This window comes from Saccharopolyspora antibiotica (genome assembly GCF_047200635.1).
Lineage (GTDB): Bacteria > Actinomycetota > Actinomycetes > Mycobacteriales > Pseudonocardiaceae > Saccharopolyspora_C.
In genome coordinates this window covers 69,634-81,650 of the sequence record NZ_JBJZOI010000015.1, presented here as the reverse complement: position 1 = coordinate 81,650, position 12,017 = coordinate 69,634, and the positions used below count along the sequence as shown (strand labels likewise).

Annotated in this window: 10 protein-coding genes; 6 read left to right on the top strand and 4 right to left on the bottom strand. The window is 72.4% G+C overall.

All coding sequences use genetic code 11. The annotated features are described in order from the left end of the window. Positions 1 to 62: 62 nt before the first annotated feature. Complete coding sequence (locus tag ACL03H_RS14390) at positions 63 to 824, bottom strand: alpha/beta hydrolase (RefSeq protein WP_412811715.1); 762 nt, start codon at positions 822 to 824, stop codon at positions 63 to 65. A 192-nt stretch (positions 825 to 1,016) separates the two neighbouring features. On the opposite strand from ACL03H_RS14390, the gene ACL03H_RS14385 reads away from it, so the two are divergent. The 6 genes from ACL03H_RS14385 (at position 1,017) to pstB (ending at position 6,960) form a co-directional block, all read left to right on the top strand. Continuing rightward, on the top strand, positions 1,017 to 1,760 hold the full coding sequence (locus ACL03H_RS14385; protein WP_412811714.1) for a winged helix-turn-helix transcriptional regulator: 744 nt from the start codon (positions 1,017 to 1,019) through the stop codon (positions 1,758 to 1,760). Between the two features lie 100 nt (positions 1,761 to 1,860). Then, complete coding sequence (gene mshD, locus ACL03H_RS14380; protein WP_412811713.1) at positions 1,861 to 2,811, top strand: mycothiol synthase; 951 nt, start codon at positions 1,861 to 1,863, stop codon at positions 2,809 to 2,811. A 212-nt stretch (positions 2,812 to 3,023) separates the two neighbouring features. Further along, positions 3,024 to 4,139 carry a phosphate ABC transporter substrate-binding protein PstS gene (pstS, locus tag ACL03H_RS14375; RefSeq protein WP_412811791.1) on the top strand — a complete coding sequence of 372 codons (1,116 nt, stop codon included), beginning with the start codon at positions 3,024 to 3,026 and terminating at the stop codon, positions 4,137 to 4,139. Positions 4,140 to 4,287: 148 nt separating this feature from the next. After that, positions 4,288 to 5,259 (top strand): phosphate ABC transporter permease subunit PstC, encoded by a 972-nt coding sequence (pstC, locus tag ACL03H_RS14370; RefSeq protein ID WP_412811790.1) that lies wholly within the window; start codon positions 4,288 to 4,290, stop codon positions 5,257 to 5,259. Continuing rightward, positions 5,256 to 6,170 carry a phosphate ABC transporter permease PstA gene (pstA, locus tag ACL03H_RS14365; protein ID WP_412811712.1) on the top strand — a complete coding sequence of 305 codons (915 nt, stop codon included), beginning with the start codon at positions 5,256 to 5,258 and terminating at the stop codon, positions 6,168 to 6,170. Before pstC ends, pstA begins: the two co-directional genes overlap by 4 nt. 13 nt (positions 6,171 to 6,183) lie before the next feature. Beyond that, entirely contained in the window at positions 6,184 to 6,960 is a 777-nt protein-coding gene (gene pstB, locus ACL03H_RS14360) for a phosphate ABC transporter ATP-binding protein PstB (RefSeq protein ID WP_412811711.1), read from the top strand. 151 nt (positions 6,961 to 7,111) lie between these two features. On the opposite strand, the gene ACL03H_RS14355 is transcribed toward pstB, so the two are convergent. The 3 genes from ACL03H_RS14355 to ACL03H_RS14345 form a co-directional block, all read right to left on the bottom strand. Continuing rightward, positions 7,112 to 7,969 (bottom strand): helix-turn-helix domain-containing protein, encoded by an 858-nt coding sequence (locus ACL03H_RS14355; protein WP_412811710.1) that lies wholly within the window; start codon positions 7,967 to 7,969, stop codon positions 7,112 to 7,114. A 257-nt stretch (positions 7,970 to 8,226) separates the two neighbouring features. After that, positions 8,227 to 8,874 (bottom strand): phosphate signaling complex protein PhoU, encoded by a 648-nt coding sequence (gene phoU / locus ACL03H_RS14350; RefSeq protein WP_412811709.1) that lies wholly within the window; start codon positions 8,872 to 8,874, stop codon positions 8,227 to 8,229. Positions 8,875 to 9,047: 173 nt separating this feature from the next. Next, positions 9,048 to 11,933: an LCP family protein gene (locus tag ACL03H_RS14345; RefSeq protein ID WP_412811708.1), complete on the bottom strand. Its 2,886-nt coding sequence runs from the start codon at positions 11,931 to 11,933 to the stop codon at positions 9,048 to 9,050. Positions 11,934 to 12,017: the final 84 nt, after the last annotated feature.

Genomic DNA, 12,017 nt, shown 5'->3' with positions numbered 1-12,017 from the left:
TTCACCTTCGCACCCGCCGGGCCACCACCGACAGGTGCGCTGGGCAACAACGTCCCGGGAGCTCACCCGGCGCCGGTCGCGGGGACCCGGCTACCGACCCAGGCGGCGATCCGGTCCAGCAGCTCGGGGGAGGCGGCGCTCTCGGCGTGCCGCATCCCCTCCTCCAGCCACAGCTCGCCGCCCGCGGCGGCGTGCAGCGCCTCGGCGTCGGCCACCGGGAAGTAGTGGTCCGCGGTGCCGTGCACCAGCAGCGACGGGGTCGGTGCGAGGCGCCCGGCGAGCTCGATCGGCGAGGCCGGGACCTCCGCCCACTCCGCGCCGAGCCGCACCCCGAGCAGCCGCGCCGCCCACCGGCCGTGCGGCTGCTCCAGCAGCCAGTGCACCCGGCGCATCGCCGGGGTGTCGCGCACCCACCAGCGCGCGGGGCCGCTCACCGAGACCATCGCGTCCGGCCGGTCCGCCGGCGCGGCCAGCGCCGCCTGCCGCAGGGCGACCGAACCGCCCAGCGAGAACCCGATGCTCGCCACCCGCCGGTAGCCGAGGGCGCGCAACCGGGTCAGCGCGGCCGTCATGTCCTGCACCTCGGCCGGGCCGACCGAGCTGAAGCCGGCCGAGAGCCCGTGGCCCCGGAAGTCCACGGCGAGCACCGAGCCGTGCGCGGCGAGTCGCCGCAGCACGCGCCGGACGGCCGGTTTGCCGGTGTGGTTGGTGAACCCGTGTCCCACGGCGAACGCCAGGTCACAGCCCGGCGGGCCGTCCTGGAGCAGCCCGTGCAGCCGCACGCCGTCGGCGGCGGCGAGCGTGACCGGGCGCGGCCGAAACATCGGCGCAACACGGGGTCGCGGGGGATTCACAATTGTGACGCGGTCGGTTTCACCTGGGGTTATCGCACTCATCGGGGTTATTCTGCTTGGCATCCACAGGCAACGAAGCCGGGTCTACCCGGTCGCACGCGCAGGCCGGGAGACCCCCGCGAGCCCGACGCTTCGGTGCTGGGCCTGGGACGGGAGGCGCCCATGAGTTCCGAACTGCTGCTGTTGACCGGCGACCAGAACGGCGAAGCCGCGCTGCCCGCGCTGGCCCTGCTGCCGCACCGGGTTCGCGTGCTCCCCCCCGAGCCCGGCGCGATCCTCTCCGCGGGCACCCACGACGTCGTGCTGGTCGACGCGCGCCACGACCTCGCCGGGGCGCGGGACCTGTGCCGGGTCCTGTCCGCCGGGGACGCGCCGGTGATCGCCGTGGTGAACGAGGGCGGCCTCGTCACGATCAGCGCCGAGTGGGGCGTGGACGACATCCTGCTGCCGAGCTCGGGCCCGGCCGAGGTGGACGCGCGGATGCGCCTGCTGACCACCCGCCGCAGCAGCGAGGGCGCCCACTCCGACGGTTCGCTCGCGGTCGGCGACCTCGTGATCGAGGAGGCCACCTACACCGCGCGCCTCAAGGGCCGCGCGCTGGAGCTCACCTACAAGGAGTTCGAGCTGCTCAAGTACCTGGCGCAGCACGCGGGCCGGGTGTTCACCCGGGCGCAGCTGCTGCAGGAGGTCTGGGGCTACGACTTCTTCGGCGGCACCCGCACGGTCGACGTGCACGTCCGGCGGCTGCGCGCGAAGCTCGGCGCCGAGTACGACTCGATGATCGGCACGGTCCGCAACGTGGGCTACAAGTTCGTCCGCCCGGCCCGGTCCGGCCAGCAGGTCCCGGCGGTCAGCGGTTCCGCCGCGGTGACCGAGGCCGAGGCCATCATCGCCTCGCACGCCTGACCACGACCGCACCCCGCACCGCCCCCGCGCCGCTCGGCCCGGGGGCGGCGGTGCGTTCGCGCCGTGTGCGGCGGGGCCCGCGATGGGTAACGTCGGTGCCGTGCAGCTGACGTGGCGGAACGGACTGGACGAGGACGAGGTGGCCGAGGTGGTCGCGCTGCTCGGCGCGGCCGAGGAGGCCGACGGGGTGGCCCCGGCCGGTGAGCACGTGCTCATGCGGTTGCGGGCGCACCGGGACGTGATGCAGCAGATCGAGCCGGTGCAGGCCGACGTGCGCTCGGAGCACTTCGTGGTGCGCGACGCGGCGGGCGCGCTGACGGGTTACGCCCACCTGGACACCGAGCAGGAGGGCTCGGGGCCCCTGGTGGCCGAGCTCGCGGTGCATCCCGGGCACCGGCGCGCCGGGGTCGGCACCCGGCTGGTCGAGGCGCTGCTGGAGCGCGCGGACCTCGCCGCGGACGCGGCGGGGGATTCCGGCCGCCTGCGGATCTGGTCGCACGGCGAGCATCCCGGAGCGGTTCGGCTGGCGGAGCGGTTCGGCTTCGCGCGGCCCCGCGAGCTGTGGCGGATGGGCGTGGACCTGACCGTCCACGAGCCGCCGGTGGTGCCGCTGCCGGAGTCGGTGTCGATCCGGTCGTTCCGCCCCGGCGAGGACGAGGCCGCCGTGGTGCGGGTGAACCACCGCGCGTTCCGCTGGCATCCGGAGCAGGGCGGGATGACCGAGGCGGACCTGCGCGAGAAGGAGGGCGAGGACTGGTTCGACGCGGCCGGGTTCCTGCTCGCGGTGGACGGGCAGGACGCGCTGCTCGGCTTCCACTGGACCAAGGTGCACCCGGACGGCGCGGGTGAGGTGTACGTCGTCGGAGTCGACCCGGACACGCAGGGCAGCGGCCTCGGCAAGGCGCTGACCTCGGCCGGGCTGCGCCACCTGCGTGAGCTGGGCTGTTCCCGGGTGTTGCTCTACGTCGAGGGGGACAACGCTCCGGCCATCAAGGTCTACCAGCGGCTCGGTTTCGAGCGGACCGACCTGGACGTGCAGTTCGGGAGGTGATCCGTCCGTGCCGTCCCGATCACTGGTTGCGAACGACCGGATCGCAGGACGGTGGGTGATCACCCGTTGGAACGTGGCGCTGCTTACTAAGCGTGCCATGTTCACCTCTCGTTCACTTCCTGCATGACGCGCATCCACCCCCGCTGCTTAGCGTTCCCCTGAGCGCGGCGGCGTGCCGCGTCCACGGTGTTTCCTTGAGCTGGAGGAACGAAGTGAAGATCAAGCGGCACAGTGCTGCGCTCGGCTTCCTCGCGGCGGGCACGCTCGTGCTGTCCGCCTGCGGTACCGACCAGAACGTTCCCCAGGGCGGGGGAAACCCGGCCCTGGCGAACCTCGACGTCGAGTGCGGCACCAAGCCCGTCTCCGCGGAGGGATCCTCGGCGCAGAAGAACGCCATGGACGTGTTCGCCCGGGACTACGGGATGGCCTGCCAGGGCCAGCAGCTCAACTACACGAAGTCCGGTTCCGGCAAGGGCGTGGCCGCCTTCACCGCCGGGCAGATCGACTTCGGCGGCTCGGACTCGCCGCTGGACGAGGCGGACGGCGAGGTCGCCAAGGCGGCCGAGCGCTGCCAGGGCAACCAGGCGTGGAACATCCCGATGGTCTTCGGCCCGATCGCGATCTCCTACAACGTCGAGGGCGCCGACGACCTGGCGCTCAACGCCGACGTGATCGCCAAGATGTACCAGGGCCAGATCACCAAGTGGAACGACCCGGCGGTCGCCGCGCTGAACCCGGGCAAGCAGCTGCCCGACCTCGACGTGGTCCCCTTCTTCCGCTCCGACGAGTCCGGGACCTCGGACAACTTCCAGAAGTACCTGAGCACCGCCACCGGCGGTGCCTGGAAGGGCGAGGGCAAGCAGTTCCAGGCCGGCCCCGGCATCGGCCAGGGCCGCGAGGGCAGCGACCAGGTCGCCCAGTCGGTGAAGGCGACCCCCGGCGCGATCACCTACGTCGAGTGGTCCTTCCCGAAGAACCTCGGCCTGAGCATCGCCAAGATCGACAGTGGCGCGGGCCCGGTCGACCTGAACACCGCGAACGTCGGCAAGGCCATCGACGGCGCGCAGATCGAGGGCGAGGGCAACGACCTCCGCGTGAACCTCGACTCGATCTACGGCAACGACCAGCCCGGCGTCTACCCGATCGTGCTGAACACCTACGAGATCGTGTGCTCGAAGGGCTACGACCCGGAGACCGCCAAGGCCGTCAAGGCCGTGCTGACGGTGGCGGCCAACGCCGACGCCGCGCAGCTGGAGAAGGCCGGGTACGTCCCGCTGCCCGAGGCGTTCAAGCAGAAGGTGCTGGGCGCCGTCAACGCCATCGCGTGACGGTCGCCCTGAAATCGGCCCACCACGAGGTGAGAGGCTGCGCGTAGCAGTGAACGACTCGACCAGAGCCGATCAGGGCCCGGCGGGCACCGGAGGAACCGGTGCCCGCACGGGCGTTTCGGCGTCCCGTTCCGGACCGGAGGCCGTCATTTCCGCTCCCGAAGCGCCCGTCGCGGACGAACCGAAGAAGGTCGTCCGCATCGGTGATCGCGTATTCCAATCCCTGGCCACCGGATCCGGGGTCTTCGTCGTCGCGCTGATCGCGGCGATCGGGATCTTCCTGCTGGTCCGCGCGGTGCCGTCCCTCCAGGCGGACCAGGTCAACTTCCTGTTCAGCCGGGTGTGGAACACCTCCGACCCGGAGAACCTCCAGTTCGGCATCGCCGACCTGGCCTGGGTGACCGTGGCGAGCTCGCTCGTCGCGCTGGTGCTCGCGATGCCGGTCGCCTGCGGGATCGCCCTGTTCCTGACCCAGTACGCGCCCCGGTCGCTGGCGCGGCCGTTCGCCTACGTCGTCGACCTGCTCGCCGCCGTCCCCTCGGTGATCTACGGCCTGTGGGGCGTGCTGGTGCTGGGCCCGGTGCTCAAGCCGCTGGCGACCTGGCTGAACACCCACCTCGGCTGGGTGCCGGTCTTCGCCGACGGCAACGCGCCGGCGAACAGCGGCGCGAACGTCTTCACCGCGGGCATCGTCCTCGCCGTGATGATCCTGCCGACCATCACCGGCGTGAGCCGGGAGGTCTTCCAGCGGACCCCCAACGCGCACGTCGAGGGCGCGCTGGCGCTGGGCGCGACCCGCTGGGAGGTCGTGCGCACGACGGTGTGGCCCTTCGGGCGCAACGGCTTCATCGGCGGTTCGATGCTCGGCCTGGGGCGTGCGCTCGGGGAGACCGTGGCGCTGACCGTCATCCTCAGCTCGGTCAACAGCGGCCCGTCGTACAGCATCTTCGACGCGGGGGCGACCTTCGCCTCCAAGATCGCGCTCGGCTCCGGCGAGTTCAACAACAACATGCAGGTCGGCGCCTACATCTCGGCGGGCCTGGTGCTGTTCATCATCACCTTCGCGGTCAACGCGCTCGCCCGGTGGATCGAGAGCGCCAGCGGTAAGGGGAAAGCATGACAACGGGCTTGGCCGACGTCGAGCGGCCCGCGGCCACGCCGGCGTTCCAGCACCTCAGCTTCGGGCGCAAGTTCCGGAACCACCTCGCGACCTCGGTGTTCACCCTCGCGTTCGTGATCGCGGTGATCCCGCTGCTGTGGGTCCTGGCGACCCTGCTCCAGCGCGGTCTGGCCCCGGTGCTCAGCGCCGAGTGGTGGAGCCACTCCTTCAACGGGTTGCTCCCCACCGACTTCGGCGGCGGCATCAACCACGCGCTCGCGGGCACCCTGCTCGAAGGGCTGGTGTGCGCGCTGATCTCGGTCCCGCTCGGCGTGCTGGTCGCGATCTACCTGATCGAGTACGGGCGGAACTCGCGGTTCGCCAAGGCCGCCACCTTCACCGTGGACATCCTCAGCGGGTTGCCGTCGATCGTGGCCGGCCTGTTCATCTACGCGCTGTGGATCACGACGTTCGGCCTCAACCGGAGTGGTTTCGCGGTGGCCCTCGCGCTGGTGCTGCTCATGGTGCCGGTGGTCGTCCGGGTCACCGAGACGATGCTCCTGATCGTCCCGGACGAGCTGCGCGAGGCGTCCTACGCGCTGGGCGTGCCGAAGTGGAAGACCATCGTCAAGGTGGTGCTGCCGACCGCGCTCTCCGGCATCCTCACCGGCATCATGCTCGGCCTCGCCCGGGTGCTGGGCGAGACCGCGCCCCTGCTGATCCTGGTCGGCTACTCCAGCTCGATCAGCTACAACATGTTCGGCGGAGAGCTCGCTTCGCTGCCGCTGACCATCTACATGGAGCGCGGGACCGGCACGCCCGCCGGGGACGCCCGGATGTGGGGCGCCGCGCTCACCCTCGTTCTCGTCATCATGCTGATCAACCTCGTCGCCACGCTGCTGTCGCGGTTGTTCGCAGTCAAGACCAAGTAGGGGCGGATCCCACATGGCCAAGCGTCTCGACATCAAGGACCTCAACCTGTACTACGGCAAGTTCCACGCCGTGCAGGACGTGACCTTGCAGGTTCCGGCCCGCAGCGTCACCGCGTTCATCGGCCCCTCCGGTTGCGGCAAGTCGACCGTGCTGCGGTCGCTGAACCGGATGCACGAGGTCGTGCCGGGCGCCCGCGTCGAGGGCAAGGTGCTCCTCGACGGCGAGGACATCTACGGCGCCCAGGTCGACCCGGTGCAGGTGCGCCGCACCATCGGCATGGTGTTCCAGCGGCCGAACCCGTTCCCCACCATGTCCATCCGGGACAACGTGGTGGCCGGACTGAAGCTGTCCGGGGAGAAGAACAAGAAGCACCTCGACGAGGTCGCCGAGCGCGCGCTGCGCGGCGCGAACCTCTGGGAGGAGGTCAAGGACCGGCTGGGCAAGCCCGGCGGCGGTCTCTCCGGTGGTCAGCAGCAGCGGCTCTGCATCGCGCGGGCCATCGCCGTGCGGCCGGACGTGCTGCTCATGGACGAGCCCTGCTCGGCGCTGGACCCGATCTCCACGCTGGCGATCGAGGACCTGATCGCCACGCTGAAGCAGGAGTACACGATCGTCATCGTGACCCACAACATGCAGCAGGCGGCGCGGGTCAGCGACCAGACCGCGTTCTTCAACCTGCGCGCCGTGGGCGAGCCCGGGCAGCTCGTGGAGATCGACGAGACCGGCCGGATCTTCTCGAACCCCAGCCAGAAGGCGACCGAGGACTACATCTCCGGCCGCTTCGGCTGAGGTCGCCCGCGCCCGCGAACCGGCCGCGGCGGCGGTGCGAGGCGGCCGGGCCGCTCTCCGCTGCGCCGCTGCCGGGCGGCGGCACCAGCCCCGCCCGGCAGCCCGATCCCGGCGCCCGCCTCCCCGCGGAGGCGGGCGCCGTCGCGTGCGGTCAGCTCTTCCAGTCGTCGGCGATGGCCGAGATGAACGCGCTGGACTCCTTCGGGGGCAGCGCGATGCCGCACACCTTCTCGAACGCGGTCAGGTAGTCGCCGGTGTCGGCGGGTTTGTCCAGGAAGCGCGAGCCCGCGGTGTCGCCGACGTGCACCACCTGCGGGTCGGCATCGGAGGGGAACGAGAACACCGCGATCCGCTCGCCCATCAGCGGGTGCCCGCCGTGGCCGAAGGGCAGCACCTGGATCGTCACGTTGCGCCGGTAGCCGAGCAGCACCAGGTGTTCGAGCTGCTGGCGCATCACCACCGGGCCGCCGACGCCGCGGCGCAGCGCGGCCTCGTCCAGCACCGCCCACAGCTCGAGCGGCTCGGCCCCGAGCAGCCGCTGCTGGCGGGTGGTCGTGACGGTGAGACGTTCCTGGCGGTCCGGCTCGGCGGGCGGGCGCAGCTCGGCGCCGAACAGCGCGGTGCCGTACTCCGCGGTCTGCAGCAGCTCCGGGACGGGATCGGCGCCGAAGCAGCTCACCGCCTTCGCCGCGGTCTCCAGCCCCAGGTGCGTCTCGAAGCCGGGGCGCTGCGCCGTCGTCGGGTACCGCTGCCACCAGCCGCGCTCCTTGGAGCCCTGGGCCAGCTCGACGAGCTCGGTGATCCGCTCGCCGCTGATGCCGTAGAACTCGGCCATCAGCCGCACGTCGGAGGTGCGCACCGGCACGCGGCCCAGCTCGATCTGGCTGATCTTGCCCTGCGAGCAGTCCAGGTGGGCGGCGACCTCGCGGTGCGTGCGGCCCGCGGTCTCCCGGAGCTTGCGGAGCTCTCCGCCCAGGCGGCGGCGGTGCACGGTCGGACTGTTATGCACCCTCGGCCTCCGCTGCGACGGGGACGGGGGGCGAGACGTCGGTGCTGGTCACGGCACGACGATCGCACACGGCATTCGGCCCAAACGACTGGCGAGACCGAGTATTAATACGTCGTTTGCCGTTTCGGATCCTGTTCGCGCAGTTCAGCGGCCCTCCGGACAGGGGCGGACACAGCCGGTGACCCGACCGCGCGGAAAAGCCCGCCGAACTTCCCTCGAAAGAAGGACGGCTCGGCGGGCCTGGTCGGTGCGGTGGCTCAGCTGGTCGGCATGCTCCCGGTGACGGTGAACACGACCCGGCGCCCCACGGCGACCGCGTGGTCGGCGAACCGCTCGTAGAACCGGCCGAGCAGGGTCACGTCCACGGCGGCCGCCACCCCGTGCGACCAGTCGGGCCGCATCATCACGGTGAACAGGTGCTGGTGCAGGTCGTCCACCGCGTCGTCGGCGTCCTCCAGCGCGCGGGCGGCCTCGATGTCGCGGGAGCGGATGACCTCGGCGGCGCGCCCCGAGAGCTCCACGGCCACGCGGCCCATCTCCGCGAAGTAATCGCGCACCTGCTCCGGCAGCACCGGCTGCGGATGGCGGCGGCGGGCGGCCTTCGCGACGTGCAGCGCCAGGTCACCCATGCGCTCCAGGTCCTCCGCCGCGTGGATGGTGGCGATGACGGTGCGCAGATCGCCGGCCACGGGCGCCTGCAAGGCCAGCAAGCCGAACGCCTGCTCCTCGGCGCGGGCCCGCGCCTCGTCGACGTGCACGTCCTCCTCGATGACCTGTTCGGCCAGGGAGAGATCGGCCTCCAGCAGTGCCCTCGTGGCCCGCTCCATCGCCGTTCCGACCATGGTCGACATCGAGGCGAGCTCCTCGGCGAGATCGCCGAGCTGTTCCTGGTAGACCTCACGCATGTCGGTCACCCTACTTCCGCGAAGAATCGGACAAGACGCTCGCTGGTGAACCACCGGTGAACGGACGATGATGGCGCCGTTCGGGCGGTTCCGCCGGGCTCACCATTCGAGCAGACGACTACCTGCGACAACAAGGCGGGAACGGAGCAAAACGGACACCGCCGGACGGGGTCTCAGCCGCACACGTCAGCGCCCGCGTTGACCGTGGAGAGGTCCGCGGGAGGAGTCGGTTCGACCGGCCCCGGCGCCCGCACCCCGCCCTGGAACGAGGTGCCCAGCTCCAGCACCAGCTCGTTCCCGGCCGCCGGGTCCTGCTCCGTCGTGGCCCCGGGGACCGAGGACGCCAGCAGCTTCGCCGCGGCGGCGTTCGCCGCGCCGTGCCGGACCACGGTCCGCTCGCTCGTCGCGTCCCGCGTCCCCGAGCCGGTCACCACGAAGCCCGCTCCGCCCAGCTCCTCCGAGGTGCGACCGGCGAGCCCGTCCCGACCGGAGGCGTTGACCACCCGCACCGGCACGTCCGAGGGCTTCGCGGTCAGCCCCGGTCCGAACGCGGCCGGCGCGGTCGCGGCCGGCCCGGCGCCGCCCGCTGCACCCGGCGCTCCTCCCGGGGGCGAGATCGGGGCGTCCTCGATGATGGCCCGGAACAGCCCGGCCGCGTCGGCCTGGTCGAGCTCCTCCATGCCCTCGTCGTTCGCGTAGCCGGTGGTGGGCACCGTGATGAAGGTGATCTTGCCGGCGTCGATGCCCTGCATCGAGCGACCGAGTTCGATCAGCTGGTCGGTGCCCACGTTCTCCCCGAACGTGTTCGCCGCCACCGCGTCCACGAAACCGCCCAGCTTCGCCGGGTCCATCAGCACCTGGCCGGACATCGCCTTGCGCAGCAGCGAGGACAGGAACAGCTGCTGGCGCTGCATCCGGCCGTAGTCCGAGGTCGGGTCGCCCTCCACGTAGCGGGCGCGCACGTAGTTCAGCGCCTGCGTCCCGGTCAGCGTCTGCGGTCCCGCCTCCGGCAGCACCACGCCGAGCTTGCGGTCCACGATCGGGATCGTGGAGCAGATCTCCACCCCGTGCATCGCGTCCACCATGGACTTGAAGCCCTGGAAGTCGATGCCCAGGAAGTTCGTCACCGACAGCCCGGACAGCTGCTGCACGACCTTGGTGGTGCACTTCGGGCCGCCGACCGCGTAGGCCTCGTTCAGCCTCGTCGCGGGGCGCGGCGCGACCTGCTCGCCGGTGTACTCGCCGGTCTCCGGGTTCCAGCGCTCGCAGGCCGGGATGTCGACCTGGAGGTCGCGCGGGAACGAGACCACCAGCACCCGGCTCCGGTCCGCCGGGATGTGCGCGATCATCGTCGAGTCGGCGCGGGCACCGGGCTCGTCGGTGGTGTTGCCGACGCCGTCGGCCTCGGTCGACCCGGCGCGGGTGTCCGAGCCCAGCAGCAGGAAGTTGCGGTCACCGGACTGCTTCGAGATGTCCTTGATGGACGAGGAGTTCGGGTCGAGCGCGGCGATGTCCTTGAACTTCGCGTCCACCCACGCCTTCGCGCTCCAGCCGATGCCGGTCGCGACGAAGATCGTCAGCGCGGCGGCGACGGCGAGCGCCTTGAGGATGCGGATGGTGCGGCGCTTGCGCTGCTCCTTCTTCCAGTCCATCCGGGAGGAGCCGGCCTCGCGGCCCTCCACGAAGTCGAACGGCATGTCGCGGCCCAGCTCGGGCTCCTTGCGCATCCCGAACAGCCACGAGTACTTCTTGCGCCGCGCGTCCTCCTCGATGGCGATCTCGTCGTGCACGGCGGAGAACCGGGCCAGCGTCGCGTCGATCTGCCGGATCTCGTCGCTGTCGCCCGCACCGTCGACCGGGGCGACGATCGCGGTCTCCTCGGCCGCCGCCGGGTCGTCCGGCTTCTGCTCGGGCTTCGCTCGCCCCGGCTTCTTGCGCTCCGGGGGCGTGGCCGGGACGCGGGCGACCTTGGTCTCCTCCGCGGCCGGTGCCTCGGGCTCGGCCGGGACGGCGGGGACCACCGCCGTCGCCTCGGGGTCGGCGGCCGGTGCCGCGCGTCCCGGGCGACCCGGCCGGGCCGGCCGGGCCTGCGGCTGCTCGGCCGGGGCCTCCGGCCGCTGTCGCGGCGCCTCGGACTCGTCGCCGGAGAGGGCTTGGGAGATCTTGGTGGGCTCGGCCTGCCCGGCGGCGCCGAGCGCGCTCGCCGCGGCCTGCTGCGGGCTCGGCCTGCCGGTCGGGCGCTGCGGCGGCCGCTGCGCGCGGCCGGGAGCGCGCTGCCTGCCGGTCTGCGGGTGGCCGGGCCGGGAACGACCCTCGGCCTGCTCCGCGGGCGGCTCGGAACCGCGGTGCCCGCCGGGGCGGGGCTCCTGCGGCGCCTGCGCCCGGTCCTGCGGGCGAGCGGGGGCCGACCACTCCGACGCCGACTGGTCCTGCTGCGGCTGAGCGGGTTGCTGCGGCCCCTGCGGCGGCGCGGCGGGGGCCGAGGCGGCGGGAGGCTGCGACGCGGGCTGCTGCGGGCGCTGGGGAGCCTGCCGGTTCGGCGGGGGCTGCTGCTGGCCGCGCGGCTCGGAGTGCCTGCCCTCGTTCGGGCGGCCCGGCGCCGCGGAGCGGGTGCGCCCGGCCGGCGGCCGGGAGGCCGATTCCGGCGGGGTCCAGTCCGAGCGGCGCTCCGGAGGCGGGCCGCCGCGACCCGGGCGCCGGGGCGGGGTCTGCGCGGGAGCCTGCTGCGCGTGCGAGCCGGGCTGGGGACCGGACTGCGAGCCGGGCTGGGGCGCTTGCTGCGATTGCTGGGCCGGTGGCTGCTGCGGAGGACGCGCCCGGCGGCCGCCGCTCTCCGGCGCTTCGGGCTCAGCGGCCCTGCGGTGCGAACCGGTGGCCGCGCCGGGCGACTTGCCGTGCTTGGAGAGCAGGTCGAACACCCGCGTACCGCCGGTGCCGTCGTCGCCTAACGCGCGTCGGCGGCGCCCGGACTGCTGGTCGGGGGCGTTGTCCTCGTCCGGGCCCCCGTCTTGGTGGGGACTGTGGTGCCCGTGCTGGCCGTGCCGGGGGTCCTGCGGCACCCGTGGTCCCTCCCCACCGTCGAAGTCGATGGTGTCGTCGTTCGGTACTGGGCGTCAGCGGTCGACTCCCCGAAGTCCTATCGC